We start from the raw sequence: 26,502 nt of genomic DNA, 5'->3' as shown, positions 1-26,502 counted from the left end.
GCCACCCTTAGTAAGTCCGGATTTTTGGCTCGAAGGCCGGCACGGTCTTCGGCGCAAAGTTGACGCCACGCTTGGCAACGCGCTTGACACCCGGGTAGTACAGGGTGTGGCACAGCCAGTTCTCGTCGTCACGGTCTTCGAAGTCTTCACGGGCGTGAGCGCCGCGGGACTCTTTACGGGCTTCGGCCGCAATGGCGGTAGCTTCGGCAACTTCCAGCAGGTTCTGCAGCTCCAGCGCTTCGATACGCGCGGTGTTGAAGGCCTGGGACTTGTCGTTGATCTTGACGTTGGCGATACGCTCGCGCAGGCCAGCCAGCTGCTCGATACCCTTGAGCATGTATTCGCCGGTACGGAATACACCGAAGTAGTTCTGCATGCAGCTCTGCAGTTCGCGCTTGAGGCTGGCAACGTCTTCGCCAGTGGAGCGCTCGTTGAGCTTGTTCAGGCGGCTCAGGGCAACATCGATGTCGGTGTCGCTGGCGTCGAGATGCTCGATGCCGTCGCTCAGCGCCTTCTCCAGGTGCAGGCCGGCAGCACGGCCGAACACCACCAGGTCGAGCAGCGAGTTGCCGCCCAGGCGGTTGGCACCGTGAACCGATACGCACGCCACTTCACCTACGGCGAACAGGCCAGGGATGATGTGATCCTTGCCTTCGTCGTCCATGGTGATGGCCTGGCCATGAATGTTGGTGGCAACACCACCCATCATGTAGTGGCAGGTTGGAACGACCGGGACCGGCGCGACGACTGGATCGACGTGAGCGAAGGTCTTGGACAGTTCGCAGATGCCTGGCAGGCGGCTGTGCAGCACTTCCTCGCCCAGGTGGTCCAGCTTCAGCAGTACGTGGTCCTTGTTCGGGCCCACGCCGTTGCCGGCGATGATTTCCTTGACCATGGAACGGGCGACAACGTCGCGGCCGGCCAGGTCTTTCGCGTTCGGCGCGTAACGCTCCATGAAGCGCTCGCCGTGGGCGTTGATCAGGTAGCCACCTTCACCGCGGCAACCTTCGGTGACCAGTACACCGGCGCCGGCGATGCCGGTCGGGTGGAACTGCCACATCTCGATGTCCTGCACCGGTACGCCTGCACGCAGGGCCATGCCGATACCGTCACCGGTGTTGATCAGGGCGTTGGTGGTCGAGGCGTAGATACGGCCCGCACCGCCAGTGGCCAGAACGGTGGCCTTGGACTTGATGTACATGGTTTCGCCGGTTTCGATGCAGATCGCGATCACACCGACGAAAGCGCCTTCCTGGTTCTTCACCAGGTCGACAGCGTAGTACTCATTAAGGAAGGTGGTGCCGGCTTTCAGGTTGCCCTGATAAAGGGTGTGCAGCAGCGCGTGACCGGTACGGTCGGAAGCGGCGCACGTACGGGCAGCCTGGCCACCCTTGCCGAAGTCCTTGGACTGACCGCCGAACGGACGCTGGTAGATACGGCCGGTTTCGGTACGCGAGAACGGCAGGCCCATGTGGTCCAGCTCGAAGACCGCAGCCGGGCCTTCCTGACACATGTATTCGATAGCGTCCTGGTCACCGATGTAGTCGGAACCTTTGACGGTATCGTACATGTGCCAGCGCCAGTCATCGTTCGGGTCGGCCGAAGCGATGGCGCAGGTGATGCCGCCCTGGGCGGAAACAGTGTGCGAACGGGTCGGGAAGACCTTGGTGACCACAGCGGTCTTGTGGCCGCCCTGGGCCAGCTGCAGCGCTGCGCGCATGCCGGCGCCGCCGCCACCAATGATGATGGCGTCGAAAGAAATGGTTGGAATGCTAGCCATGGATCAGATACCCCAGAGAATCTGCACACCCCAGACGAAGTAAGCGAACATCGCAACGCCGCATACCGCCTGGAACAGGAAACGAATCGCAGTCGCCGACTTGCCGAACGACATCGGCGTCAGGTAGTCGGTGGCGATGGTCCACATGCCGACCCAGGCGTGAGCGCCCAGGGCAACGAGGGCCAGCAGACTGAAGATCCGCATCGCGTTGTTGGAGAACAGACCGTGCCACTGGGTGTAGTCGATGCCTGGGTGGGCGACCACGTAGCCGATCAGGAAGATGAAGTAAGCCGCGAGAACGACCGCCGAGACGCGCTGCGCCATCCAGTCATAGAGGCCCGAACGCGACAGGTTCGTGACATTGGTTACCATACCCAAACTCCCACCAGAACGATCAGCACCACGGAGATGACGATCACGATTTTCGAGCCCAGCTTGCCGCCTTCCAGCGTCTCACCGATGCCCATGTCCATGATCAGGTGGCGTACACCTGCCACGAGGTGATAAAGCAGGGCGGATAGCAGGCCCCAGGTCACGAACTTGGCCAGCGGGCTGGTCAGACACGCCTTCACCTCGCCGAAGCCTTCCTCGGAACCCAGCGACTTGCCCAATGCGTAAAGCATGATGGCAAGGCCGATGAACAGGATGACGCCGGAGATACGGTGCAGGATGGACGTGTACGCAGTGACAGGGAGCTTGATGGTCCTTAGGTCTAGGTTTACAGGTCGTTGGCTTTTCACGGCTTTTTTCACACTGAAGAGCCCCTAGCGAATCAGGGCAAAGTTGTTGGTAAGTGTACTGGTCAGGTACCCACCACCCAGGGAACGGCGACCCCCAGCAGTTCGGGCTTGCAAGCCCCTGGCGGTCGGGTGCCGAGTATAGACAGTTAGGCTGCTTATGACAACGTGAGGGGGTAGCCCAAATAGCGCATTGCCTTTAGCGAGCAAAAGGCGTAAATGGGCGAGAATTTCGCGAAAAATCAGGCCTGCAGGCCGCTTTCAAGCAGCCTTTAGGCAAATTGACATTCGAATTTACTTCTCTATAGTGGTGCGGGCCCTGCGTGGGGGGTCTGTCTGATGATTTCAAGCATTAATAGGAGGCCACATGGCTGACAAAAAAGCGCAGTTGGTCATCGAGGGCGCTGCCCCCGTCGAGCTGCCCATTTTAACCGGCACCGTTGGTCCTGATGTAATCGACGTCCGCGGGTTGGGGGCCACTGGTCACTTCACCTTCGACCCAGGTTTCATGGCGACTGCCTCGTGCGAGTCGAAGATCACCTACATTGACGGCGACAAGGGCGTGCTGCTGCACCGCGGCTACCCGATCGAACAGCTCGCCGAGCAATCGGACTACCTGGAAACCTGCTACCTGCTGCTCAACGGCGAACTGCCGAATGCCGAGCAGAAGGCTCAGTTCGTCAGCACCGTGAAGAACCACACCATGGTTCACGAGCAGCTGAAGTCGTTCTTCAACGGTTTCCGCCGCGACGCTCACCCGATGGCGGTGATGTGCGGTGTGGTCGGCGCCCTGTCGGCGTTCTACCACGACTCCCTGGACATCAATAACCCGCAACACCGCGAAATCTCCGCGGTGCGCCTGGTCGCCAAGATGCCGACCCTGGCCGCGATGGTTTACAAGTACTCCATGGGCCAGCCGATGATGTACCCGCGCAACGACCTGTCGTACGCGGAAAACTTCCTGCACATGATGTTCAACACCCCGTGCGAGATCAAACCGATCAGCCCGGTGCTGGCCAAGGCAATGGACAAGATCTTCATCCTCCATGCCGACCATGAGCAGAACGCCTCCACTTCCACCGTGCGCCTGGCCGGCTCTTCGGGCGCCAACCCGTTCGCCTGTATCGCCGCCGGTATCGCTGCTCTGTGGGGCCCTGCCCACGGCGGTGCGAACGAAGCCGTATTGACCATGCTCGATGAAATTGGCGATGTCTCGAACATCGACAAGTACATCGCCAAGGCCAAGGACAAGAACGACCCGTTCAAGCTCATGGGCTTCGGTCACCGCGTCTACAAGAACCGCGACCCGCGCGCCACCGTGATGAAGAAGACCTGCGACGAAGTCCTGGGCGAGTTGGGCATCAAGAACGACCCGCAGCTGGAACTGGCCATGCGCCTGGAAGAGATCGCCCTGACCGATCCTTACTTCATCGAGCGCTCGCTGTACCCGAACGTCGACTTCTACTCCGGCATCATCCTGAAGGCGATCGGTATTCCGACCAGCATGTTCACCGTGATCTTCGCCCTGGCACGTACCGTGGGCTGGATCTCGCACTGGAAAGAAATGCTCTCCAGCCCGTACAAGATTGGCCGTCCGCGCCAGCTGTACACCGGCGAGCTGCAGCGCGACATCGTCGACCTGAAGGACCGCAAGTAAGCTCACCGAGCCGAACGCAAAAAGGCTGCCCTCGGGCAGCCTTTTTTATTGCGGTGTGCCTGTACCGGCCCTATCGCCGGCAAGCCGGCTCCCACAGGGGCGCCACTGATCTTGAGTTGTGTGGAGTTTCTGTGGGAGCCGGCTTGCCGGCGATAGGGCCAGGACAGACAACAAACCGACCTCAGTTCTTTTCAGCCCGCTCGCGCAACCCTTTCAGGGTATTGAACGGCGCATCCACCACGAACTTGTTGGCCACCATCGCCGGCACACTACCACCCGGCTCGGTGTGCACCTGATAGGTCACTTCCGTACTGTCCCCCTTGGGCACCAACTTCCAGAAGCCTTCGACTTTCGCCACCCGTACAAAGCCCTTCTCTTCCGGGATGTAGGTCGGCTCTTCCTTCAAGTTTCGCGTCAGGCTGCCATCAGCATCCTTGACCGTGGTGATATGCAGTACCGAGTCCCGTGGCGTCACCGGCCACGGCGTATTGAACTGGGTGTAGGTCCAGCTCTGGTCACCCTCGTGCTTGAGCAGCTTCTGCGATTTGCACTCATGCACCCAGGCGCATGCCCCAGCCACATCTTCCTGCAGCGCCTGGACCTTGGCCAAGGGCGCCTTGATCAGGGTCACGCCACGGTAGGCCTTGTACTTGGAGCCCGGCACTTCGCTGAGGGAGATCTTGATCCCCTCCTCTTCCTTGGCCACTTGCCAGTTTTCAGCCCAGGCCATCGGCGACAGCAGAACACCCACGCCACACAGCAGTGCAATACGCTTGAACGATCTCATCATATTTATCCTTGTTGTCGAAGATCCAGCCTTGTCACGCCGCCGTCATCTGCTCCCACCAACCGAGAATCCTGATCGCCTCTTCCCGATCACTGCCACACACCTCGACATCCGCCTGGAACCCCCCACACACCGCCGGCCGCTCGGGCTTGCCGAACAGGTCGCAAAGGTTGTCGACGGTCAGGTGCAGGCAGCGCTCACCGGCCGGCTTGCCCTCAGGCATGCGCGGCATCGCCGAGCTGATGGATGGGGCGATGCAGCAGGCACCGCAACCCTCACGACACTTCATGGAAACAGGACTCCCTGGAACAAAACGGGACGAACGTCCCTGGATAGTAACCGCTCAAACATGCGTTTGAAATTGCTGGCCCGATGAAATCTGCCATGACTCGACAGTCAGTTCGCCCGGGCTATTGGCGGAACTCGAATTCGATGGCTGCGCCTTCCACTTCGCGGCGGCTGTCGTTACGCAACTGCAGCTGCATCTCGTTGTTGATCAGGCGACCATTGAGCTGAAACGGGCTGTCGTCCGTTTCCGGCTTTTCGGTGAACATGGGCGGCAGCAAAGGTTTGCGTCGTGTCGTGGAGCTACCAACATTGGGCTCCAGCTCCTTCACCATGTCGACAGGCAAGCTCAGATCCAGCTTGGCCTTGGGTAGCGGCTGGCGCACCTCCTGACTGACCGGTTTGTGCGCAGGCTTGGCCTTGCGCTTGACGGGCTTGGCCGGTTGCTTGGCTGCAGACTTGGCCGTCTTGCCCTGCTCCTGAGCGGCAGGTTGCGCAGCCTGGGCCACACCAGCCGGCAGGCACAGCGGCGCAAGACAAACGATCAGGGCAAAACTACGCAACAGGTTCATCGACATCGGCAGGCAGACTGGAAAGGTGCGTATGCTCACCGTTCCGCAGGCGCCTGGCAAGCCTCACTAAAACGCGGTTACAGACTCTCTGCACAATTGCTGAGCCAACAAGCCCAAGGTGATCACCGCCCGTTCGGCTTCCTTGTTCCAGGGAATTCCACAATTGAGGCGAATGCAGTGGTTGAACTGCTCGGTATTGCTGAAGATCAGCCCCGGCGCAATGCTGATCCCCTGCTCCAGCGCGCGCACGTGCAGCTCCTGGGTATTGACCCGCCCCGGCAGGCTCACCCAGAGGATGAAGCCACCGGTAGGCCGGGTCATCTGCGTGCCTTCGGGGAAGTGCTGCTGCACCGCCAACTGGTAGGCACTGAGGTTCTTGCGGTATTCCTGGCGAATGTAGCGCAGGTGGCGGTCGTAACCGCCGTTTTCCAGGTAGGCCGCCACACCCATCTGCGTCACGCTGCAGGCCGAATGGGTGGTGAACGTCTGCAGACGCTGGATTTCTTCCTGGTAGCGTCCCGCCACCATCCAGCCGACCCGCACACCGGGCGACAGGGTCTTGGAGAAACTCGAGCAATAGATGACCCGATCGAGCCGATCGAATGCCTTGAGCGCTTTGGTCTTGCCCTGCTCGAACATCAGCTCGCCATAGATGTCGTCTTCGACGATCTGGATGTCGAAGTCCGAGGCCAGGCGCAAAAGCTGTTTCTGCCGCTCTTCAGGGATGGTGCCACCCAGCGGATTGCTCAGGCGCGCGGTCAGCACCAGCGCCTTGATCGACCACTGGTTGGCCGCTAGCTGCAAGGCTTCGAGGCTGATACCCGTGGAGGGATCGCTGGGGATCTCGATGACTTTCAGCCCAAGCAAGTCCGCCAACTGCAGCAAGCCATAATAGGTCGGCGACTCGGCGGCAATCAGATCCCCAGGACGGGTCAGCACCCGCAGCGACATCTGCAGCGCGTCGACGCAACCATGGGTCACGATCACTTCACGCGGATCGACCAGTACACCGGCATCGCGCATGCGGATCGCGATCTGGCGCCGCAACGGCTCGAAGCCAGGGCTGAACATGTAACTGAAGGCACGCGGGCTGTGGAACCGGGTGACCTTGGCAATCTGCTGATGCAGGGCGCGCACCGGCAAGTAGTCGACGTGGGGCACGGCAGCCCCGAAGGGGAACACACCGTCACGGCGCGCCTCGGTCAGCACTTGCTGGATGATGCTGGCGCGGGTGACCAGGCCTGGGCGCTCTACTCGGGCGATGTCCGGCGTCTGCGCGGTCAGTGCCGGGGTCTGGTGGACGTAGTAACCCGATTGCGGCCGGGCACGGATCAGCCCCTGGTCTTCAAGGTTGGCATAGGCCTGCAACACCGTGGCATGGCTGACATTGAGCTGGGCGCTCATCTTGCGCACGGACGGTACGCGCTCGCCTGGCTGGTAGACACCACGGCGGATGTCATCGGCCAGTTGCTGGGCGATACGCTGGTACAGCAGCAGGTTGGTCATGGCGGACGGCTCATTGTTCTTGTGCGACTCACTGTCGGCAGAGGATACCGTAACAGTTGCAAAGTGTACTGGGACAGATTGCAGAATAGTCGACATTACAGTTGCGTGGCACCTGTCAGGCCCCTATCGCCGGCAAGCCGGCTCCCACAGGTACGGCGCAGCGTTCAGAATCTGCGCAGCACCTGTGGGAGCCGGCTTGCCGGCGATGAGGCCCGGGGAGTCAGCGCGCCGGCGCGAGCTTGCCCTTTTCGTCGGAAAAGACGATTTCTACCCGGCGGTTTTGTGCCCTGCCCCGCTCCGAGGCATTGGCCTCGACCGGGTACTGGTCACCATAGCCCTCGACCTGCAAGCGCTTTTCGTCGATACCGAGATCGACCAGCATGTCTGCCACCGCCTGGGCACGATCGCGCGACAGCTTGAGGTTGTCCTCAGGCGTTCCCGTGCTGTCGGTATAACCCTCGATACGCACCACCCGGCGCGGGTTGAGCTGGAGGAACTGCACCAGCTTGAGCACCGTGCGACTGGCCGAGCTCCTCAAGTCGGCACGGCCGGTGTCGAACAGCACATCGCCCAGGGTCATCACCAGACCACGATCGGCCTGCTCCGAGGCCATTGCGGCAATCTGCGTTTCGACCCACTTGCCCTGCTGCTGCACGCTGGCAAGCTTCGCCTCACGCAAAGCCAACTGCAGGCGTTGGCGCTCGAGTTCGAGCTTGGCCAGGCGCTCCTGATTCAACGCCAACTTGGCGTGCTCACTGGCGATTTCGCTGTAGCGCTGGCTGAGGTAGGCATAGTGGCGTACATCACTGCCGGTGCCGATGTAGCTCGACAGCCGATCGGCACGGGCCAGCGACTCACCCGCACGGATCACGTCACGCGGCGCACTGCGCAGCACATTGGAATCGTCCTTCACTTTCTGGAACGCCGCCGTGGCATCGTCCAGTGCCGCCGAGCTGCGCTGGCTGGCACAGCCCTGCAATCCCGCCACCAGCGCCAGCAAGGTCAATGCGGCCATCGGTTTACTGCGCATCATGGCTGCACCTCCAGTTGCTTGCGCAGGCGATTGACCCGCGACTGCAACTGTTCGAGCTGCTCGTCACTCTTCTGGTTCAGCACCTGCGCTTCGGCCAGGCGCGCATCCAGCTCGGCCTGCTCGGCACGCATGCGGGCGTCCCGGTAGTCCTCGGTCAGCATGTTGGTCTTGGCCCGAGCGAACTTGCCTTCGGCCAGCTTCAGCGCCTCGACCTGCTCGGTGGCACCGACCGCCCTGGCCTGTTCCAGCGCCTGCTCGGAAATACGCATCTGCTCATTGGGCGCCGGGTCGTTGGCGCAACCGGCCAGGCCGAGCACAGCCACGGCAAGGATCAGTGATTGGGTCTTCACGCACTCTTCCTACTGTTTGGGGGCATCCGCCTGCAGGTGTACCTGCGCTTTCCAGCGCTCGACATTACGCTGCAGCACGGCTTCGGACGCACCGGAGATCGGCAATTCTGTCAGTTTTTTCGCGAGTTGCCCACGCAGCCAGGCATCATTGCAGGCTGAGTTGTGCGAGACGGCCAGATACAGGCCTGGTCGATCCACCGGCAGGCCGCGGGCGATCAGGTGGCTGCTCATGCCCAGGCTCTGTGTGATGGCCATGCCCGAGTAGCGCCCGGCCAGCACGTAATCGACCTGACCCAGCACCAGCTTCTGGAAGGCCTGGGTCAGGTTCTGCGCCGGCTCCAGCTTGAGCTGCGCCTCGGCGAAGGCGCTGAACGCCGGGGTCAGGCGGGCACGCTCCGACAGGCTGCCACGGTACTTGGCCAAGTCCGCCGGGCCGTCAAACACCAGTTCCGCGTCATGGCGCGTCCATACCAGGTACTCATTGAGCTGCAAGGGTGGGTGAATGTAGTCCAGCGCGGTCAGTTGCTCCACTTGCATCGGTGTGTCGAGCAGCAGGTCGATGCGCCCGCTGCGCACTTCCTCCAGCGCCTGGTCGCGTCGGCCGGCATTCAGCACTTCCACCTGCACACCGAGCTCGCCGGCCACCTGCCTGAGCAAATCGACATTGGCGCCGATCAGGTGCTTGGGGTCTTTCGGATCCTGCCATGAATAAGGGGGAGCATCCGGGCTACCGGTCGCCACCAGGCGCTCGCACTTGCCCGCCGCCATGACCAGCGGCGAGAACATTGCCACCGTGCACGCCAGCACCCTGCTCGCTTTGCGAAACGCCATCCATCACTCCTTGCCCGGCAAAAAAAGCCCGGCCCTCAGTGCGAGGGCCGGGCTTCTTTATAAGTGAAGCAGGCGGATCAGACCAGCTTTTCCAGCTCCGGAACCGCTTCGAACAGGTCAGCGACCAGGCCGTAGTCAGCCACCTGGAAGATCGGCGCTTCTTCGTCCTTGTTGATCGCAACGATCACCTTGGAGTCTTTCATGCCGGCCAGGTGCTGGATCGCGCCGGAGATACCGACGGCGATGTACAGCTGTGGCGCAACGATCTTGCCGGTCTGGCCGACCTGCATGTCGTTGGGCACGAAGCCTGCGTCGACCGCGGCGCGCGAGGCACCGACGGCAGCGCCGAGCTTGTCGGCCAGGCTGTACAGGTGCTTGAAGTTGTCACCGTTGCCCATGCCACGGCCGCCGGAAACGACGATCTTGGCAGCAGTCAGCTCTGGGCGGTCGGACTTGGCCAGCTCTTCGCCAACGAAGGCAGAGATACCAGCGTTGTGCGCGGCAGCAACCGCTTCAACGGCAGCGGAACCACCCTCGGCGGCAACGGCGTCGAAACCGGTGGTACGCACGGTGATGACCTTGACCGCAGCGCTCGATTGCACGGTGGCAATGGCGTTACCGGCATAGATCGGGCGCTTGAAGGTGTCAGCCGATTCTACCGAGATGATCTCGGAGAGCTGGTCGACGTCCAGCAGCGCAGCAACGCGCGGCAGGATGTTCTTGCCGTTGGTGGTGGCCGGGGCCAGCACGTGGCTGTAACCGCTAGCCAGCTCGACGATCAGCGGCGCGACGTTTTCCGGCAGGACGTGGGCGTAGGCGGCGTTATCGGCCACCAGCACCTTGGCCACACCCGCGATCTTGGCAGCGGATTCGGCGACGCCACCAACGTTCTGGCCTGCGACCAGCACGTGCACATCACCACCGATCTTGGCGGCTGCAGCGACAGTGTTCAGGGTAGCCGGGGCAACGGCACCGTTTTCGTATTCAGCGACAACCAGGATAGTCATTTAGATTACCTTCGCTTCGTTCTTCAGCTTCTCGACCAGTTCGGCCACCGACTTGACCTTGATGCCCGCGCTGCGAGCAGCCGGTGCTTCGACTTTCAGGGTCTTGTTGGTGGAGGCGAGCGATACGCCCAGCGCGTCTGGAGTAACGGTCTCCAGCGGCTTCTTCTTGGCCTTCATGATGTTCGGCAGCGACGCGTAGCGCGGCTCGTTCAGGCGCAGGTCGGTGGTGACGATCGCCGGCAGGTTCAGCGAAACGGTCTGCAGGCCGCCGTCGATTTCACGGGTGACGTTCAGCTTGTCGCCAGCCACTTCCACCTTGGAGGCGAAGGTACCTTGGGCGTAGCCGGTCAGCGCGGCCAGCATCTGGCCGGTCTGGTTGTTGTCACTGTCGATGGCCTGTTTGCCGAGGATGACCAGCTGCGGCTGCTCTTTGTCGACAACGGCTTTGAGCGCCTTGGCCACGGCCAGGGAGTTCAGTTCATCGGCAGCTTCGACCAGGATGGCACGATCAGCACCCAGCGCCAGTGCGGTACGCAGCTGTTCCTGGGCAGTGGTCGGACCGACGGAGACGACCACGATCTCGCTCGCAACGCCTTTCTCTTTCAGGCGCACGGCTTCTTCCACGGCGATTTCGCAGAAGGGGTTCATGGACATCTTGACGTTTGCAAGGTCGACGCCGGAGTTGTCCGCCTTGACGCGAACCTTGACGTTGTAGTCGACCACTCGTTTGACAGCTACAAGAACCTTCATGGATTCCTCGTTACTCTCCGGTGAATAGATAGTCGCCTGGGGCCAGGCCCGGCGATGCGCGTGGGTACAAGGGCACCTCTAAAAACGTACCGGGAAGCGCAATCTTCACAGTGACCAAGCAGTCCTGTTCAGAAGCTTTAACGGCAAAACCCGCGAGTCATTTTCTGTCGTGGCGTGTAGACTCCACTACAAAATCGGGTCTGGCCCGAAAACCCTGCGCTACGCCTGGTTTTTAGGGGTGCACCTGCGCCCGACGGTCAGGCTACGGCGAACGTAAAACCGCTCGTATCTTGACCGTAACACCCAATCCGGTCAATACGGCAAATCGGTCACCCTTCAGCCGCGTTCCTGTGAGTTTACTGGCCTGCGGCAAATTCAAACAAACGTTTGTATTGGACCCGCCGAGTGGTGTAGATATAATGCGCGGCCAAGACAAAACGGTGTAGTCCATCCTTTGCGTAGCTACAGTTTCGCTCCCGTGACGATCCGCTGCACGCAAGCACCCCCAATAAGACCAAGCAACAGCACGAGCCTTGATGAGTAGGAGAGAACCAGTGGAACGCGAATACATGGAATTCGACGTGGTCATCGTCGGCGCCGGCCCGGCGGGCCTGTCCGCCGCCTGCCGCCTGAAGCAGAAGGCCGCCGAAGCCGGTAGCGAGATCAGCGTCTGCGTGGTCGAAAAAGGCTCTGAAGTCGGCGCCCACATCCTCTCCGGCGCCGTGTTCGAACCGCGCGCCCTGAACGAGCTGTTCCCCGACTGGAAAGAACTCGGCGCGCCGCTCAACACCGAGGTCAAGCGCGACGATATCTACGTGCTCAAGGATGCTGGCAGCTCGACCAAGGTCCCCGACCTGTTCGTGCCCAAGACCATGCACAACCACGGCAACTACATCATCTCCCTGGGCAACCTGTGCCGCTGGCTGGCCCAGCAGGCGGAAAACCTCGGCGTTGAAATCTACCCAGGCTTTGCCGCGCAAGAAGCGCTGTTCGACGAAAACGGTGTGGTGCGCGGCATCATCACCGGCGACCTGGGTGTCGACCGGGAAGGCAACCCAAAGGACGGCCTGTACACCCCGGGCATGGAACTGCGCGCCAAGTACACCCTGTTCGCCGAAGGCTGCCGTGGCCACATCGGCAAGCAGCTGATCAAGCGCTTCAACCTCGACAGCGAGTCCGACGTCCAGCACTACGGCATCGGCCTCAAGGAAATCTGGGAAATCGACCCGTCCAAGCACGAGCAAGGCCTGGTGGTGCACACCGCCGGCTGGCCGCTGGACGTGATGAGCCCCGACAACACCGGCGGCTCGTTCCTTTACCATCTGGAAAACAACCAGGTAGTGGTTGGCCTGATCGTCGACCTGTCCTACGCCAACCCGTACCTGTCGCCGTTCGACGAGTTCCAGCGCCTCAAGCACCACCCGGTGATGAAGCAGTACCTCGAAGGCGGCAAGCGCATCAGCTACGGTGCCCGCGCCATCTGCAAGGGCGGCCTGAACTCGCTGCCGAAGATGGTCTTCAACGGCGGCGCGCTGATCGGTTGCGACCTGGGCACCCTGAACTTCTCCAAGATCAAGGGCAGCCACACGGCGATGAAGTCCGGCATGCTCGCGGCCGACGCCGTGGCCGACGCACTGATCGCCGGTAGCGAGGGCGGCGATGCCCTGAACACCTACGTCGAAGCCTTCAAGGCCAGCTGGCTGCATGAAGAGCTGTTCGCCAGCCGCAACTTCGGCCCGGCCCTGCACAAGTTCGGCCCGCTGATCGGTGGTGCGTTCAACTACATCGACCAGAACTGGTTCGGCGGCAAGCTGCCGTTCACCCTGCACGACACCAAGCCGGACTACGCCTGCCTGAAGCTTGCCGCCGACTCGAAGAAGATCGACTACCCGAAACCGGACGGCAAGCTCAGCTTCGACAAGCTCAGCTCGGTATTCCTCTCCAGCACCAACCATGAAGAGGAACAACCCTGCCACCTGAAGCTGACCGACCCGAACGTGCCGATCGCCAGCAACCTGCCGCTGTACGACGAGCCGGCTCAGCGTTACTGCCCGGCAGGCGTTTACGAAGTGGTCACTCAGGAAGACGGCAACAAACGCTTCCAGATCAACGCGCAGAACTGCGTGCACTGCAAGACCTGCGACATCAAGGATCCGGCCCAGAACATCACTTGGGTCACCCCTGAAGGCGCGGGCGGGCCGAACTACCCGAACATGTAAGCCCCTGCCCTTGCGGTAAAGAAAAGCCCCCGGTTTGTGAGAACCGGGGGCTTTTTTGTAGCTATGTTTCCGACTTGAGGTCTTTGGCGCTTATGAGATCGAGCGCCGCGCGGGCGGCGCTCGGTTTACGCCCCACTACAGAACCCAAACCATGCTCTGGCTCATTTGTCACCACACATGATCGGCATCGGCTCCGCCGCGAACGCCAGCGGCTCGCGGCGCCCGTAGTAAAGTGCCGTCAGCAGCCCGACCGTGCCCATGATCAGACAGAACCCGACACACACCCACGGGCTCCAGGGCATCAGCGCGATCAACGCCAGCGGTGTGGTACTGGCCCACAGGGCATAAGCGATGTTGTAGGTGAAGGAAATCCCCGACACGCGAATCTCGGCCGGGAACAACCCGACCATCACCGACGGCACCACCCCCACCACGCCGCAGCTCAAGCCCGCCAGCGCATAGGCCAGCCAGGTCATGCCCCACTGCCCGACCAGGCTCGCATACAGCGCACCGATGCCCAACGGCAGCAGCAGGCTGTAGATCATCAAGGTGCGCCAGGCGCCCAGGCGATCGACCAGCAGCCCCGCCAGTACACAGCCGATATTGAGGAAGACGATGCCCACACTGCTCAGGGCGAAGGTGTGCCCGGCACTCATGCCGAAGCGTTGCTGCATCACCGTCGGGGTGATGACGACCAGCACCACCACCGCCGAGGTCAGCACGCAGGTCAGCAGCGCTGCCGGGATCAATGCCGAACGATGCTCGCCCAGCACCCGCCGCAGCGGGAACTTCACCGGCTGCGCCTTACGCTCGCGCAAGGCCAGGAAAACCGGGGTTTCACTGAGCCAGCGGCGCAGCCATACACCGATCACGCCGAACACTCCACCGAGCAGGAACGGATAACGCCAGGCGTAGTCGAGAATCTCCTGCGCCGTGAACACCTGCGCCAGCACCGTCGCGGTCAGCGCACCGAGCAGGTAACCGAAGGTCAACCCCGCCTGCAGGAAGCCCAGTGCATAGCCGCGCCGTCCAGGTGGCGCGTGCTCGGCGACGAAGGTCCAGGCGCTCGGCACCTCGCCGCCCACTGCGGCCCCCTGCAGGATGCGCAGCGCCAGCAGGATCAACGGCGCCGCATAGCCGATGTCGGCATAGGTCGGCATCACCCCGATCAGCAGGCACGGCAGGGCCATCATCAGGATACTCAGGCTGAACACCCGCTTGCGCCCCAGGTGGTCGGCGAAGTGGGCCATGAGGATGCCGCCCAGCGGCCGCGCCAGATAGCCGGTGACGAAGATGCCGAAACTCTGCAGCAGGCGCAGCCACTCGGGCATTTCTGGCGGGAAGAACAACTGGCTGAGGGTCAGGGCAAAGAACACGAAGATGATGAAATCGTAGATTTCCAACGCGCCGCCCAGTGCCGCCAGGCCCAGGGTCCGATGATCGCCGCGGCTGAACCGGGGCGGGCGAGCGGTATCGATGGCAGTCATGGCAGGAGTCCGCAGATCGGCAAAGGGCAAGAGGATAGCAAATCCCCGCCCGGCCCTGCCCTCCCCGCTTAGCGGTTGAACACCGTGTGCGCGAAGTTCCTGCGTGGCGGGGCTTGCTTGCCACTCGCGCGCATCCCAGGCGGCAGCTCCAGTTTGCCGATGACCACCGGTGCATCGATGATCGCCATGAATGAGAGCAGTGCGTCGTTATCCGGCACTTGCGGCAAGCTGACGTTCACCGCCTGCCGCTCGGCCTGGGGCACCGCAGGCACTTTCAAATGTTGGGAGTGGTACAGCAGGGCATGCTGAATTTGCGCGCTGACCCGACAGAAGCGCGCCAGGTCGACGCCGGCGTGGCTGCCCAGTTCGTAATTGCCAAGCAGCAGGTTGAACGGCTCCAGTGCGCAATGCACCAGGCGCTGCAATTCGTCGAAGCTTTCCACCGGAGCGATCCGGTAATAGCCCAGGCCATTGAGCAATTTCTCCAGCTGCAGGCGCTGGCACGGGTGCTCGTCGGCAATCAGGATGCGCAGGGTCTTGTTGGTCATTATCGGACCTGGGCAGTCGGGTGAATTGGGACACGCTCCCTGACCAAACTACGCCAGTGACAGGCGACCGCCAGGAAATTCCTGGAGGGGTCAAATTAGATAGTTGTCGGGAAATAGTGAGAAATCAAGTTGCCAGCACACAGAATTTTCACCGGCTTACGACGACTTTTTCAGGATTCCCATTGGCGCATGCGCACCCGGCAGTGTTTCATGGCATTGACGATGTGCTTTTCCACCAGGCTGCGGGAGATGCCCAGGCGCTCGGCGATCTGCTGATGCGACAGGCCCTCCAGCTTGCGCAACAGGAAGCTGTCGCGGCAGGGCTTGCTCAACTCATCCAGGGCTCTGCGCATCAGCGCCAGGCGTTGGTCGAGCTGCAGGTTCAGGGTAGGCGCCGCCGTGTGCCAGCGCTCGTCCTGATCCAGCACCTCCAGCGGCTCGGACTGGCGCAGCAGGTGGCGCCGATGACGGTCGATCACCAGATTCAGCGCGGTGCGGTAAAGGAAAGCGCGGGGGTGCTCGATCGGCTGCGTGTCGGTACGTTCCAGCACCCGCAGGTAGGCATCGTGTGCAATGTCCTCGGCCGCCTGGCGATTGCCCAGGCGGGCAGAAAGGAAGCTCACCAATTCGCGATAGTAGTGTTCCACGACGGCACCTGGGGTCGTCCTGACAGGCCGGGACAGGGTCTGAGTGATATCAGCGTGGGATATTACAAATTATAATTATTCTCAGCAACACTCCACTGGGCCTCGATCTAAATCCGCCGCGCCTGCCTTCGTCTTACTGGCACCTCCCTGCGCGCCCCGCTCTGGCCGCGTGTGGCCCACCCTTGGCTGGAAGTCCGCATGAGACGCTTACCCAACACCCGCCGCCGCATGATCCTAGGCAGCCTTGGCCTGCTTGCCCTGGGCAGCCTGCTGGCCTGGAAAGCGCTGCCCTTCGGCGCCCTGCCGGTCAGCACCGTTGCCGTCGCCCGTGGCGACATCGAAAGCAGTGTCACCGCCCTCGGCACCCTGCAGCCGCGCCGCTATGTCGATGTGGGTGCCCAGGCCTCCGGGCAGATCCGCACCTTGCACGTGGAAGCCGGCGATGAAGTTCGCAAAGGGCAGCTGCTGGTGGAGATCGACCCGTCGACCCAGCAGGCCAGGCTCGACGCCGGGCGTTTCTCGATCGACAACCTCAAGGCCCAACTGGCCGAGCAACAGGCCCAGTACCTGCTGGCCCAGCAACAGAACCGACGCCAGCGCGAACTGGCCGCAGCGGGCGCCACGCGCGCAGAAGACCTGCAGGCCGCCGACGCCCAGCTCAAGGTGACCCAGGCCCGCATCGACATGTACCAGGCGCAGATCCGCCAGGCCCAGGCCAACCTGCGCAGCGACGAAGCCGAGCTTGGTTATACCCGCATCTACGCGCCCATGGACGGCACCGTGGTGGCCGTGGATGCCCGTGAAGGCCAGACCCTCAACGCCCAGCAGCAGACGCCACTGATCCTGCGCATCGCCAGGCTGTCGCCCATGACCGTCTGGGCCCAGGTCTCCGAAGCCGACATCGGCAAGGTCAAGCCGGGCATGACCGCCTATTTCACCACCCTGTCCGGCGGTAAGCGCCGCTGGCACAGCACGGTGCGCCAGATTCTGCCGATCCCGCCCAAACCCCTGGCACACGCAAGCCTCGGCGGCGGCAGCCCGATCAGCGCCGGCTCCGGCGTCAGCCAGGTGGTGCAGTACACCGTGCTGCTGGACGTCGACAACCCCGATGGGGCGCTGATGGCCGACATGACCACCCAGGTGTTTTTCGTCGCAGGCCACGCCAGCCAGGTGCTGACCGCACCGCTGGCCGCCCTGGACGAGGGGGCCGGCGAAGGCCTGCGCCTGGCTCAAGTGCTGGGCAAGGATGGCAAGGTCGAACAGCGCCAGGTGCGCATCGGCCTCAGCGACCGCCTGCGCGTACAGGTCCTCGACGGCCTCGACGAAGGCGAGCGCCTGGTCATCGGCGCGCCAGCTGCCAGCGGAGGTTGAATGTCCACTCCCCTGATCGAGCTGCAGGACATCCGCAAATCCTATGGCGGCCACGACACACCCAAGGTCGAGGTGCTGCGCGGCATCAGCCTGAGCATCCAGCCGGGCGAGTTCATCGCCATCGTCGGCGCCTCGGGTTCGGGCAAGTCGACCCTGATGAACATCCTCGGCTGCCTCGACCGCCCCACCTCCGGCAGCTACCTGTTCGCCGGCAAGGACGTTGCCCAGCTCGACGGTGACCAACTGGCCTGGCTGCGCCGCGAGGCCTTCGGCTTCGTGTTCCAGGGCTACCACCTGATCCCCTCCGGCTCCGCCCAGGAAAACGTCGAGATGCCCGCGATCTATGCCGGCACCCCGGCCGCCGAACGCCATGCCCGCGCCGCTGCCCTGCTCACGCGCCTGGGCCTGGCCAGCCGCCTGGGCAACCGCCCGCATCAGTTGTCCGGCGGCCAGCAGCAGCGCGTGTCGATTGCCCGGGCCTTGATGAACGGCGGCCACATCATCCTCGCCGACGAGCCGACCGGCGCCCTCGACAGCCACAGCGGCCGTGAAGTCATGGCCCTGCTCGACGAGCTGGCCAGCCAGGGCCATGTGATCATCCTGATTACCCATGACCGTGCAGTAGCGGCACGCGCCCGGCGGGTGGTGGAAATCCGCGACGGCCTGATGATCAGCGACTCCGCCGCCGACCAGGCGCCCGAGGCCCAGAATCAGAGCCTGCAGGCCGACGAGCTGCGCCAGCGCCTGGACCGTGGCGCCACCCAGCACGGTGCCTGGCAAGGCGAACTGCTCGAAGCCCTGCAGGCCGCCTGGCGGGTGATGTGGATCAACCGCTTCCGCACTGCGCTGACCCTGCTCGGGATCGTCATCGGCGTGGCCTCGGTGGTGGTCATGCTGGCCGTGGGCGAAGGCAGCAAACGCCAGGTGATGGCACAGATGGCCGCGTTCGGCTCCAACATCCTCTACCTCAACGGCCGCGAGCCGACCCTGCGCGATCCGGGCGGGATCGTCACCCTCGATGACGTTGCGGCCATCGCCGAGCTGCCCCAGGTGCAACGCGTGATGCCGGTGATCGGCAGCGACATGATGGTGCGCCACGGCAACAACAACCAGAAGTTCTATGTCGGCGGCAACAACGTCGAGTTCCCGCACATCCTCAACTGGCCCGTGGTCGAAGGCAGCTTCTTCAGCGAGGCCGACGCGCTCAGTGGCGCCGCCGTGGCGGTCATCGGCCAGAAGGTCAGCGACAAGCTGCTCGGCCCCGGCAGCAACGCGCTGGGCGAGTTCCTGCTGATCGGCAACGTGCCGTTCCAGGTGGTCGGCGTGCTCGCCGGCAAGGGCGCCAGCTCCGGCGACCAGAAGAGCGACGAGCGCATCGTCGTGCCCTACTCCGCCGCCGCCACGCGCTTGTTCGGCAGCCATGACCCGGAATACGTGATCATCGCCGCCGCCGACTCGACCCGCGTCGCCGACAGCGAAGCGGCGATCGAACGGCTGATGCGCAAGCGCCACCAGGGCAAGGTCGACTTCGAGCTGACCAACGACGCAGCGCTGATCCAGGCCGAGGCGCGCACCCAGAACAGCCTGTCGCTGATGCTCGGGGCGATTGCCGCCATCTCGCTGCTGGTCGGCGGTATCGGGGTGATGAACATCATGCTCATGACCGTGCGCGAACGTACCCGCGAAATCGGCATTCGCATGGCCACCGGCGCGCGCCAGCGCGACATCCAGCGCCAGTTCATCAGCGAAGCGGTGATGCTGTCGATGGTCGGTGGGGTCACCGGCATCGTCCTGGCCCTGGCGATCGGCGGTGCGCTGGCCCTGGCGCAGGTGGCCGTGGTCTTCGCCCTGCCCGCCATCTTCGGCGCGTTCACCTGCGCCGTCGTCACCGGCATCGTGTTCGGCTTCATGCCGGCCCGCAAAGCCTCCCGACTCGACCCGGTCAAGGCCCTTACCAGCGAATAACCCATGACATTGCCAAGCCGCATCAGCCTGTTGACCCTGTGCCTGGGCCTTGCCGCCTGCAGCACGCCGCCACCGCCCGCCAGCGACATCGCGCCGCCGCCACGCTGGCAGGGTGATACCGCCTCCTCCACGCTCGACCTGCCGTCGGCTGGGTGGTGGCAAGCCTTCGCCAGCCCCGAACTGGACCAGTTGATCGAACGTGCCCTGCGCAATGCCCACGACCTGGCCGCGGCCACGGCGCGGGTTCGCCAGGCCCAGGCCCGCGCCGTGATCGCCGGCGCCCCGCTGCTGCCCGAAGTGCAGGTGGGCGGTGACGGCAGCCGCCAGCGCCTGCTGCACGGCGAAGGCTCCGACCAGCTGGACGTCAGCCGCAGCGAGCCGACCTACACCGCGTTCGGCACCCAGCTCAGTGCCCGCTACGAGCTGGACTTCTGGGGTGGCCTGCGCGCAGCCCGGGCCAGCGCCCTGCACGGCCTCGATGCCAGCCGCTTCGACCGCCAGACGGTGGAACTGACCCTGGTCGCCGCCGTGGCCGACAGCTACTTGCAAGCCCTGGCCCTGGCGGAACAACGGCGCATCGCCCAGCTCAACCTGAGCAATGCCCAAGGCGTGTTGCACCTGGTCGAAACCCGTGAGCGCGCAGGCTCCGCCACGCGCCTGGAGCTTGCCCAGCAACGCAGCCTGGTGGCCGCTCAGCAGCGCCAGCTGCCGCTGATCGAACAACAGCTGCAAGACAGCCGCGTGACCCTGGCCACCTTGCTCGGCGACCCGGTCCAGACACTGCCCGCCAGCCGCCAATCGATCACCCGCGTGCTGTGGCCTGCCATTGGCAGCGGCGTGCCCAGCGAACTGCTGACCCGGCGCCCGGACATCGCCGCCGCCGAAGCCCGCCTGGCCGCCGCCAGCGCCAACGTGCAAGTGGCCAGGGCGGCGATGCTGCCGAAAGTCACCCTCGGCGCCAACCTGGGCACCGGCGCGAATACGTTCGCCGAGGTTTTCGACAGTTCTTACTACACGCTGACCGCAGGCCTGGTCGCGCCGGTGTTCAACAACGGACGGCTGCGCGCTTCGAAGCAACTGGCCGAAGCCGAGCAGGACGAGTTGCTGGAGAGCTACCGCAGCAGCATCCTGGCGGGCTTCGCCGATGTCGAAAAGGCCCTCAACGCCATCCACGGCGTGGACCGCCAACGGCAATGGCAGGATGAGGAGGTGCTGCAGGCGCGTCAGGCATTCGACCTGGCGCAGCAGCGCTATGGCGCTGGCGCCGAGACCCTGTTGAGCGTGCTCGAAACCCAGCGCACCCTGTACCTGGCCCAGGATCAGCAGGCGCAGCTGCGCCTGGCCCGGTTGCAAGGCAGCGTGGCGTTGTACAAGGCGTTGGGAGGTGGTTGGCAGGTCCAGCGCTGATACCGTCTGTGGCAGCCGGCTTGCCGGCGATGAGGCCGGTGCAGGCAAACCTGGACAGCCTCTCAGGGCCCTATCGCCGGCAAGCCGGCTCCCACAGGAATCGCGTCAACTTTTAGTAATTAAGCAAGACAGTTGCTGCCACAGGGCTAGCGGGGGTCTTGAAGTCTGAGCAAAACAGCTGGCCTCAGCGCTTTGCCACCTTCAGATTGCGTGCATACCACGGCCGCTGAGGCACTTTGGGCTTCAACTTGGCAAACAGATCGTCATCACCAAAAACGATACGCAACGCCAACTTCATCGTTTCCGGATCCATCTCCACACTGCGCCCCGGCCGCAGCCCCGCTACCGTCGAGCAGCCATGGGTATCCGGCCCCAGCCACGGATCGGCAACCTCGACCCAGGGCCCCTGCGCGAACCACGGCACGCCGTTGACTTCGGTGCGCTGCACCTGGCCTGGGTGCATGCGCTCATGGGCCCGAAACCAGTCCTCGATTCGATCATCGATCCACCCGTGAAAATGCCAGAACACCGGGTTCACATGGGACGAGAACGGGTCGCCGAGAAAATCGTTCTGCGCCTCGAACCAGCGCGCGGCAAAGTCTTCCGGAGCACGCGCGAACGGCACCGGCATGCCATTGGACGGGTCACGCGGCACCGAGGCCCAGCGCATGTGCAGCCAGTCGTGCAGGCCCAGTTCCATTTCCGAGCCGAACTGCCCAAGCGTGAGCGTGCTCAGGTAGTGCGGGTCGCTGTAGCGCGACTCCCAGACCTGGAAGTTGCCGTGGTAGGTGTCAGGCGTCTTGATGTCGCGCACCCACTGGGTGTACTGCGCATCGCTCGGCGCCAGCCAGGTGGGCGGCAAGGCATTGCCATCCTGGTTGTCGAAATAGCGCACGAAACCGGCCCGGTCGCGCTCCAGCTCCGGCTGCGGCAGCGGAAAGCGCGGCCACGCCGGCAGGTCCTGCACGGCACGGGCGGCGCGCAGCATGTGCCGGTGCATGAAGAAAAAGTCGATACCCGAACCGTTGCGATCCTTGTGCCGGCCGCGTGCATCACGCTCCTGGTCACGCGGTCCTGGCTGCCAGCCCAGGCCGCGCAGTGCCGCCTGCTTGTCCTTGTCCAGCTTGTGCCACTTGTCGCGCGAGGCATGCCACAGCTGGTGGAACAAGCGGTGCTCCGGCGCGACCAACATGGCCAGCAAGGCCGGTGACAAAGGGATGCGCTCGCGGGGTTCAGGGAAGGTACGCTTGACCGCCAGAAACTGGTTGTCCTGCACGGGCAGGGTCAGGGCCCGATCGAGCCGGGCAATGCGCCCACTGAGGCTGGCCGGCCCGGCATTGCCAAGCCCGCCCCAGACTTCGTCGAGCACCACCAGGCATTCGTAGTGCGCCTGCGAGTCGCCTGCCTGGGTGGAAAACAGCCGCCAGCGCAACGTCCCCGGTTTTTCCGCCAACAGGTCGCCCAGCACCCGATAGCGCGGCTCTTGCTCACCACGCAGGCGCTCGGGCGTGTCCAGGAATCCGCGCAAGCCACGGCCACTCGGGGCGACGTCGAGCAACAGTTCCAGTTCACCCTCGGGCAAACCGTGCAAGCCGGCATCCTCGCCATGCAAGGTCCAGCGCCAGATGCCACGCAGGGTATCGCCCAACTGCTGCAGCGTTGCATCGGCCAGCTCGACCACCGCCTCGCCCGGGGTTTCCGGGAACTGCTCGTCGAACTGCTGGCGCTGCACATGCCGCGCATACAGCGCACCGGGTACTACCACCCCCGTCAATGCCACACCGGCGATGAACCCGCGTCGTGAAATCGTCATTGCCACTACCTGAGCATTCGTTGCGGCCATGGAGCACGGCCTGTCCAAGGCTAGAACGTTGCCCGCGCGGCGAAATTTAGCGCCCAGGGCCCTGCAGCAGCGACGATAAATTTGCCCCGCCGTCGTTCGTCCAACCTGATACCCAAGCCCTGGCCGCGCCACAGCCGCTGCAGCGCAAGGCCCACCCGATCAACGCGCAACGAGATGGCAATGACCAAGACCCGCTCCCGCAAAGCCCTGTACATCGGCCTGCCCCTGGCCCTGACGGTCGCCCTGGGGAGTGCCGCCGGCTACTTCTACTGGCGGCACCTGCACGCTGGCTACCCGCTGAAGATCGTCCAGCAGGCCGACGCGCTGCACGATCACATGCTCTCGTTCGACAGCCACCTCACCGTGCCGCTGGCGCTGGGCAGCGCCGGTCACGAGGCGGACAAGGACGGCCCCGGCCAGTTCGACCTGGTCAAGGCCAACCGCGGTCGCCTCTCGGGCGCGGCGCTGACGGTGTTCGGCTGGCCGGAAATCTGGAACGGCCCGAACGCCCCACACCGCCCAACGCCGGGCTTCGTGGACGCCGCCCGACAAGAGCAGGAGGCGCGTTACAAGATCATCACCGGCATGGTCCGCGACTTCCCCAACCAGGTCGGCATCGCCTACACACCCGACGACTTCCGGCGCCTCAACGGCGAAGGCAAGTTCGCCATCTTCATCAGCATGCTCAACGCCTACCCGCTGGGCCACGACCTGTCGCAGCTCGACCTGTGGGCCGCGCGCGGCATGCGCATGTTCGGCTTCAGCTATGTGGGCAACAACGACTGGGCCGATTCCTCGCGGCCGCTGCCGTTCTTCAACGACAGCGCCGATGCCCTCGGCGGCCTGTCACCGATAGGCGAACAGGCCGTGAAGCGTTTGAACGACCTGGGCGTGATCATCGACGTCTCGCAGATGTCCACCCTGGCGCTGGAAGACGTCGCCCGCCTGTCGCGCGCGCCGCTGGTCGCCTCGCACTCGGCGCCACGGGCATTGGTGGACATCCCGCGCAACCTCTCGGACAAGGAAATGCAGCTGATCAAGGACAGCGGCGGGGTGATCCAGGTGGTCGGCTTCGGCCAGTACCTCAAGCCCCTGACCCAGCCCGTGGTGGACAAGCTCGACGCCCTGCGCGCGCGCTTCGACCTGCAGCCCCTGCAGGGTCTGGCCAATGCCCTGATGCCGGGCGATGCGGTGATTGCCATCTGGCCGGAAGCGCGCTTCGGCGAGTACGCAAGCTCGCTCTACAGCATCCTCGACGAGGAGCCCAAAGCCACCCTCAAGCAGTATGTCGACGCCATCGACTACACAGTGAAGAAGGTCGGCATCGACCACGTCGGCATCGCTTCGGACTTCAACGACGGCGGCGGCCTGGACGGCTGGAAGGACGTCAGCGAAATCCGCAACGTCACCGCCGAGCTGCTCACCCGAGGCTACAGCGAAGCCGACATCGCCAAGCTCTGGGCCGGCAACTTCCTGCGCGCCTGGGCCCAGGTGCAAAAAGCCGCCCTCCCCGTCGCCACCCGTTGAAGCGAGCCCGCCCCACCATGAGCAACCGCCGCACCTTTCTCAAGCAGGCCGGCCTGCTGGCCGCCAGCCTGCCCCTGCTGCCCGAGGCCCTGGCCAGCACCGACACGTCGCTCACGGGCGCAGACAAATGGCGCAACCTGCGCACGCTGTTCCCGCTCGACCCGCAGATCGCGCATTTCGCCAACTTCCTGGTCACCGCCCACCCGCGCCCGGTGCAGGCGGCCATCGACCGCCACCGCGCCGACCTCGACCGCAACCCCGCCGCCCTGATGGACTGGGAAAGCCAGTACGAATGGAAACGCGAGGACGAAGTGCGCGAATGGGCCGGCCGCTACCTGCAAGTGCAGCCACGCCAGATCGCCCTGACCGGCAGCACCACCGAAGGCCTGGCGATGATCTACGGCGGCCTCAAGGTGGGCGCCGACCAGGAGATCCTGGTCACCGAGCATGAGCACTACTCCGCGCACAAGGCACTGGCCTTCCGCACCCAGCGCCAAGGCACCACGGTGCGCAAGATCCGCCTGTTCGACGACCCCTGGACGGTTTCCACCGACCAGGTCCTGAGCACCCTGGACAAGGCCATCGGCCCGCAGACCCGCGTACTGGGCATGACCTGGGTGCACTCGGGCAGTGGCGTCAAGCTGCCGGTGGGCGAGATCGGCGAGCTGGTGCGCCAGCACAACCGCAACCGCAGCGACGCCGAGCGCATCCTCTACGTGGTCGATGGCGTGCACGGGTTCGGCGTGGAGAACGCGCGCTTCGCCGACTTCAACTGCGACTACTTCATCGCCGGCACCCACAAGTGGATGTTCGGCCCGCGCGGCACCGGCATCATCTGCGCCGCCTCCACCGGCATGGAGCACCTCACGCCGACCTTCGCCACCTTCTCCCGCGACGAAGACTTCGCCACCATCATGACCCCTGGCGGCTACCACGCCTTCGAGCACCGCTGGGCCGCCGGCGAAGCCTTCAAGCTGCACCTGGCGCTGGGCAAGGCCGAGGTGCAGCAACGCATCCACCAGCTCAACAGCCTGCTCAAGGAGCGGCTCGCCGAGCACCGCCAGATCCAGCTGGTGACCCCGCGCAGCGAGCGCTACTCGGCGGGCTTCACCTTCTTCCGTATCAAGGACCGCGACGCCGACGCCGTGGCCGCCGACCTCACCGCCAACAAGGTGATGTGCGACGCCGTGTACCGCGACGTCGGCCCGGTGATTCGCCTGGCCCCCAGCCTGCTCAACGACGAGCAGCAGATCGATCGGGCCATGGCCCTGATCACTCGAAACCTGTGAACAAGGCATGCCCATGACCGCTTCCCTGTACCGCCTGACCCTGGCCGCCCTGCTGGCCGCCTGCAGCCTGCCGGCCCTGGCCGCGCCCGGCGCCGACACCCCCGGCACGGTGTTCCGTGACTGCGACACGCTCTGCCCGGAAATGGTGGTGCTGCCTGCCGGCACCTACACCATGGGCACCCCGGCCGACGAGACGGGCCGCCAGGACGACGAAGGCCCGCAGCACCCGGTCACCTTCGCCAAGCCCTTCGCCATCAGCCGCTTCCAGGTCACCGCCGGCGAATGGGATGCCTACCTCAAAGCCACCGGCACGCGCATTGAAGATGGCGACAACCGCCCCGGCCGCCGCTGCACCGCCAGCAAGCCCAGCTACCAGCAAGGCCCTCGGCAACCGGCCGTGTGCATGAGCTACCACGATGTCCAGGACTACGTGGCCTGGCTGTCGAAGAAGACCGGCAAGCACTACCGCATGGTCAGCGAAGCCGAGCGCGAGTACGCCGCCCGTGGCGGCAGCACGGGCATGTTCCCCTTCCCCGTCGACCCGGACACCACCCTGGAAATCAGCCAGCACGCCAACGTCTACGGCCCCAGGGACGGCTTCAGCTTCAGCTCGCCAGTGGGCAGCTACGCGGCCAATGCCTTCGGCGTGTACGACATGCACGGCAATGTCTATGAATGGGTCGCCGACTGCTACCACGACAGCTACCAGGGCGCGCCCGCCGACGGCAGCGCCTGGGGCCAGGCCAGCCGTGCCGGCGACAGCTGCAAGGTGGTGAGCATCCGCGGCAACGACTGGGGCGAGGCGCCGGTGTTCTCCCGCTCGGGCAACCGCAACACCAATACCCCGGGCCGCCTGGGCGACTGGCTGGGCTTCCGGGTGGTCCGCGAGCTGTAGGGCTAGCCC

General features: G+C 64.1%; 24 protein-coding genes. 8 read left to right on the top strand and 16 right to left on the bottom strand.

What is annotated here, in order from left to right; genetic code table 11:
• Positions 1-7: 7 nt before the first annotated feature.
• From sdhA to sdhC, 3 genes are read right to left on the bottom strand one after another with little or no spacing between them, the layout of a single operon-like run.
• Positions 8-1,780: a succinate dehydrogenase flavoprotein subunit gene (gene sdhA / locus ACIPZB_RS19315; RefSeq protein ID WP_008091905.1), complete on the bottom strand. Its 1,773-nt coding sequence runs from the start codon at positions 1,778-1,780 to the stop codon at positions 8-10.
• 3 nt (positions 1,781-1,783) lie between these two features.
• Positions 1,784-2,152, bottom strand: coding sequence for a succinate dehydrogenase, hydrophobic membrane anchor protein (gene sdhD / locus ACIPZB_RS19310; protein WP_008091903.1), 369 nt, complete (start codon positions 2,150-2,152; stop codon positions 1,784-1,786).
• Complete coding sequence (gene sdhC / locus ACIPZB_RS19305; protein WP_008091902.1) at positions 2,146-2,532, bottom strand: succinate dehydrogenase, cytochrome b556 subunit; 387 nt, start codon at positions 2,530-2,532, stop codon at positions 2,146-2,148. Before sdhC ends, sdhD begins: the two co-directional genes overlap by 7 nt.
• A 352-nt stretch (positions 2,533-2,884) precedes the next feature.
• On the opposite strand from sdhC, the gene gltA reads away from it, so the two are divergent.
• A complete protein-coding gene (gltA, locus tag ACIPZB_RS19300) occupies positions 2,885-4,174 on the top strand; it encodes a citrate synthase (protein ID WP_008091889.1) in 1,290 nt (429 codons plus the stop codon).
• 181 nt (positions 4,175-4,355) lie between these two features.
• On the opposite strand, the gene ACIPZB_RS19295 is transcribed toward gltA, so the two are convergent.
• From ACIPZB_RS19295 to ACIPZB_RS19255, 9 genes are all read right to left on the bottom strand, one after another.
• Positions 4,356-4,961 carry an START domain-containing protein gene (locus tag ACIPZB_RS19295; RefSeq protein ID WP_400642133.1) on the bottom strand — a complete coding sequence of 202 codons (606 nt, stop codon included), beginning with the start codon at positions 4,959-4,961 and terminating at the stop codon, positions 4,356-4,358.
• Between the two features lie 34 nt (positions 4,962-4,995).
• On the bottom strand, positions 4,996-5,250 hold the full coding sequence (locus ACIPZB_RS19290) for a YkgJ family cysteine cluster protein (protein WP_008091885.1): 255 nt from the start codon (positions 5,248-5,250) through the stop codon (positions 4,996-4,998).
• 121 nt (positions 5,251-5,371) lie between these two features.
• Positions 5,372-5,818, bottom strand: a complete 447-nt coding sequence (locus ACIPZB_RS19285) for a hypothetical protein (RefSeq protein ID WP_400642205.1) — start codon at positions 5,816-5,818, stop codon at positions 5,372-5,374.
• A 66-nt stretch (positions 5,819-5,884) separates the two neighbouring features.
• Positions 5,885-7,324 carry a PLP-dependent aminotransferase family protein gene (locus tag ACIPZB_RS19280; protein ID WP_008091881.1) on the bottom strand — a complete coding sequence of 480 codons (1,440 nt, stop codon included), beginning with the start codon at positions 7,322-7,324 and terminating at the stop codon, positions 5,885-5,887.
• Between the two features lie 220 nt (positions 7,325-7,544).
• The gene (locus ACIPZB_RS19275) at positions 7,545-8,357 is read right to left on the bottom strand and encodes an OmpA family protein (protein ID WP_400642132.1); all 813 of its coding nucleotides are present in this window, start codon (positions 8,355-8,357) and stop codon (positions 7,545-7,547) included.
• A complete protein-coding gene (locus tag ACIPZB_RS19270) occupies positions 8,354-8,707 on the bottom strand; it encodes a DUF4398 domain-containing protein (RefSeq protein ID WP_400642131.1) in 354 nt (117 codons plus the stop codon). Before ACIPZB_RS19270 ends, ACIPZB_RS19275 begins: the two co-directional genes overlap by 4 nt.
• A 9-nt stretch (positions 8,708-8,716) precedes the next feature.
• The gene (locus ACIPZB_RS19265; protein WP_400642130.1) at positions 8,717-9,538 is read right to left on the bottom strand and encodes a substrate-binding periplasmic protein; all 822 of its coding nucleotides are present in this window, start codon (positions 9,536-9,538) and stop codon (positions 8,717-8,719) included.
• 77 nt (positions 9,539-9,615) lie between these two features.
• Positions 9,616-10,545 carry an electron transfer flavoprotein subunit alpha/FixB family protein gene (locus ACIPZB_RS19260; RefSeq protein WP_400642129.1) on the bottom strand — a complete coding sequence of 310 codons (930 nt, stop codon included), beginning with the start codon at positions 10,543-10,545 and terminating at the stop codon, positions 9,616-9,618.
• Positions 10,546-11,295, bottom strand: a complete 750-nt coding sequence (locus ACIPZB_RS19255) for an electron transfer flavoprotein subunit beta/FixA family protein (RefSeq protein ID WP_167070356.1) — start codon at positions 11,293-11,295, stop codon at positions 10,546-10,548. It lies immediately after the preceding gene.
• A gap of 536 nt (positions 11,296-11,831) precedes the next feature.
• Here ACIPZB_RS19255 and ACIPZB_RS19250 point away from each other — a divergent pair.
• Positions 11,832-13,514 (top strand): electron transfer flavoprotein-ubiquinone oxidoreductase, encoded by a 1,683-nt coding sequence (locus ACIPZB_RS19250; protein ID WP_400642128.1) that lies wholly within the window; start codon positions 11,832-11,834, stop codon positions 13,512-13,514.
• A gap of 161 nt (positions 13,515-13,675) precedes the next feature.
• Here the strand turns inward: ACIPZB_RS19250 and ACIPZB_RS19245 are convergent, their stop codons facing one another.
• From ACIPZB_RS19245 to ACIPZB_RS19235, 3 genes are all read right to left on the bottom strand, one after another.
• Entirely contained in the window at positions 13,676-15,001 is a 1,326-nt protein-coding gene (locus ACIPZB_RS19245) for an MFS transporter (RefSeq protein WP_400642127.1), read from the bottom strand.
• Between the two features lie 68 nt (positions 15,002-15,069).
• A complete protein-coding gene (locus ACIPZB_RS19240) occupies positions 15,070-15,549 on the bottom strand; it encodes a histidine kinase (protein WP_400642126.1) in 480 nt (159 codons plus the stop codon).
• A 170-nt stretch (positions 15,550-15,719) separates the two neighbouring features.
• Positions 15,720-16,196, bottom strand: coding sequence for a sigma-70 family RNA polymerase sigma factor (locus ACIPZB_RS19235; protein WP_400642125.1), 477 nt, complete (start codon positions 16,194-16,196; stop codon positions 15,720-15,722).
• A gap of 198 nt (positions 16,197-16,394) precedes the next feature.
• On the opposite strand from ACIPZB_RS19235, the gene ACIPZB_RS19230 reads away from it, so the two are divergent.
• The 3 genes from ACIPZB_RS19230 to ACIPZB_RS19220 are packed head-to-tail and all read left to right on the top strand — an operon-like array spanning position 16,395 to position 20,939.
• Entirely contained in the window at positions 16,395-17,567 is a 1,173-nt protein-coding gene (locus ACIPZB_RS19230) for an efflux RND transporter periplasmic adaptor subunit (protein ID WP_400642124.1), read from the top strand.
• The gene (locus ACIPZB_RS19225; protein ID WP_400642123.1) at positions 17,568-19,532 is read left to right on the top strand and encodes a MacB family efflux pump subunit; all 1,965 of its coding nucleotides are present in this window, start codon (positions 17,568-17,570) and stop codon (positions 19,530-19,532) included.
• Positions 19,533-19,535: 3 nt separating this feature from the next.
• Positions 19,536-20,939, top strand: a complete 1,404-nt coding sequence (locus tag ACIPZB_RS19220; RefSeq protein ID WP_400642122.1) for an efflux transporter outer membrane subunit — start codon at positions 19,536-19,538, stop codon at positions 20,937-20,939.
• A gap of 184 nt (positions 20,940-21,123) precedes the next feature.
• Here the strand turns inward: ACIPZB_RS19220 and ACIPZB_RS19215 are convergent, their stop codons facing one another.
• Positions 21,124-22,752 carry a PvdJ/PvdD/PvdP-like protein gene (locus ACIPZB_RS19215; protein ID WP_400642121.1) on the bottom strand — a complete coding sequence of 543 codons (1,629 nt, stop codon included), beginning with the start codon at positions 22,750-22,752 and terminating at the stop codon, positions 21,124-21,126.
• Between the two features lie 210 nt (positions 22,753-22,962).
• Between ACIPZB_RS19215 and pvdM the strand changes: the two genes are divergently transcribed.
• From pvdM to ACIPZB_RS19200, 3 genes are read left to right on the top strand one after another with little or no spacing between them, the layout of a single operon-like run.
• A complete protein-coding gene (pvdM, locus tag ACIPZB_RS19210) occupies positions 22,963-24,309 on the top strand; it encodes a pyoverdine-tailoring dipeptidase-like protein PvdM (protein ID WP_400642120.1) in 1,347 nt (448 codons plus the stop codon).
• Between the two features lie 17 nt (positions 24,310-24,326).
• Complete coding sequence (locus ACIPZB_RS19205) at positions 24,327-25,598, top strand: aminotransferase class V-fold PLP-dependent enzyme (RefSeq protein WP_400642119.1); 1,272 nt, start codon at positions 24,327-24,329, stop codon at positions 25,596-25,598.
• A gap of 13 nt (positions 25,599-25,611) precedes the next feature.
• On the top strand, positions 25,612-26,493 hold the full coding sequence (locus tag ACIPZB_RS19200; RefSeq protein ID WP_400642118.1) for a formylglycine-generating enzyme family protein: 882 nt from the start codon (positions 25,612-25,614) through the stop codon (positions 26,491-26,493).
• Positions 26,494-26,502 lie beyond the last annotated feature (9 nt).

Source organism: Pseudomonas sp. NPDC089396 (genome assembly GCF_044749545.1).
GTDB lineage: Bacteria > Pseudomonadota > Gammaproteobacteria > Pseudomonadales > Pseudomonadaceae > Aquipseudomonas.
This window is presented reverse-complemented; position numbering and strand designations above follow the sequence as displayed.

Bases quoted from the DNA above. Each gene is read 5' to 3' on its own strand.
- sdhD (WP_008091903.1), bottom strand. From the start codon at position 2,152: ATGGTAACCAATGTCACGAACCTGTCGCGTTCGGGCCTCTATGACTGG.
- ACIPZB_RS19265 (WP_400642130.1), bottom strand. From the start codon at position 9,538: ATGGCGTTTCGCAAAGCGAGCAGGGTGCTGGCGTGCACGGTGGCAATG.
- ACIPZB_RS19225 (WP_400642123.1), top strand. From the start codon at position 17,568: ATGTCCACTCCCCTGATCGAGCTGCAGGACATCCGCAAATCCTATGGC.
- ACIPZB_RS19295 (WP_400642133.1), bottom strand. From the start codon at position 4,961: ATGAGATCGTTCAAGCGTATTGCACTGCTGTGTGGCGTGGGTGTTCTG.
- ACIPZB_RS19260 (WP_400642129.1), bottom strand. From the start codon at position 10,545: ATGACTATCCTGGTTGTCGCTGAATACGAAAACGGTGCCGTTGCCCCG.
- ACIPZB_RS19200 (WP_400642118.1), top strand. From the start codon at position 25,612: ATGACCGCTTCCCTGTACCGCCTGACCCTGGCCGCCCTGCTGGCCGCC.
- sdhA (WP_008091905.1), bottom strand. From the start codon at position 1,780: ATGGCTAGCATTCCAACCATTTCTTTCGACGCCATCATCATTGGTGGC.
- ACIPZB_RS19290 (WP_008091885.1), bottom strand. From the start codon at position 5,250: ATGAAGTGTCGTGAGGGTTGCGGTGCCTGCTGCATCGCCCCATCCATC.
- ACIPZB_RS19205 (WP_400642119.1), top strand. From the start codon at position 24,327: ATGAGCAACCGCCGCACCTTTCTCAAGCAGGCCGGCCTGCTGGCCGCC.
- ACIPZB_RS19250 (WP_400642128.1), top strand. From the start codon at position 11,832: ATGAGTAGGAGAGAACCAGTGGAACGCGAATACATGGAATTCGACGTG.
- ACIPZB_RS19280 (WP_008091881.1), bottom strand. From the start codon at position 7,324: ATGACCAACCTGCTGCTGTACCAGCGTATCGCCCAGCAACTGGCCGAT.
- ACIPZB_RS19230 (WP_400642124.1), top strand. From the start codon at position 16,395: ATGAGACGCTTACCCAACACCCGCCGCCGCATGATCCTAGGCAGCCTT.
- pvdM (WP_400642120.1), top strand. From the start codon at position 22,963: ATGACCAAGACCCGCTCCCGCAAAGCCCTGTACATCGGCCTGCCCCTG.
- ACIPZB_RS19285 (WP_400642205.1), bottom strand. From the start codon at position 5,818: ATGAACCTGTTGCGTAGTTTTGCCCTGATCGTTTGTCTTGCGCCGCTG.
- ACIPZB_RS19275 (WP_400642132.1), bottom strand. From the start codon at position 8,357: ATGATGCGCAGTAAACCGATGGCCGCATTGACCTTGCTGGCGCTGGTG.
- ACIPZB_RS19220 (WP_400642122.1), top strand. From the start codon at position 19,536: ATGACATTGCCAAGCCGCATCAGCCTGTTGACCCTGTGCCTGGGCCTT.
- ACIPZB_RS19215 (WP_400642121.1), bottom strand. From the start codon at position 22,752: ATGACGATTTCACGACGCGGGTTCATCGCCGGTGTGGCATTGACGGGG.
- ACIPZB_RS19240 (WP_400642126.1), bottom strand. From the start codon at position 15,549: ATGACCAACAAGACCCTGCGCATCCTGATTGCCGACGAGCACCCGTGC.
- gltA (WP_008091889.1), top strand. From the start codon at position 2,885: ATGGCTGACAAAAAAGCGCAGTTGGTCATCGAGGGCGCTGCCCCCGTC.
- ACIPZB_RS19255 (WP_167070356.1), bottom strand. From the start codon at position 11,295: ATGAAGGTTCTTGTAGCTGTCAAACGAGTGGTCGACTACAACGTCAAG.
- ACIPZB_RS19245 (WP_400642127.1), bottom strand. From the start codon at position 15,001: ATGACTGCCATCGATACCGCTCGCCCGCCCCGGTTCAGCCGCGGCGAT.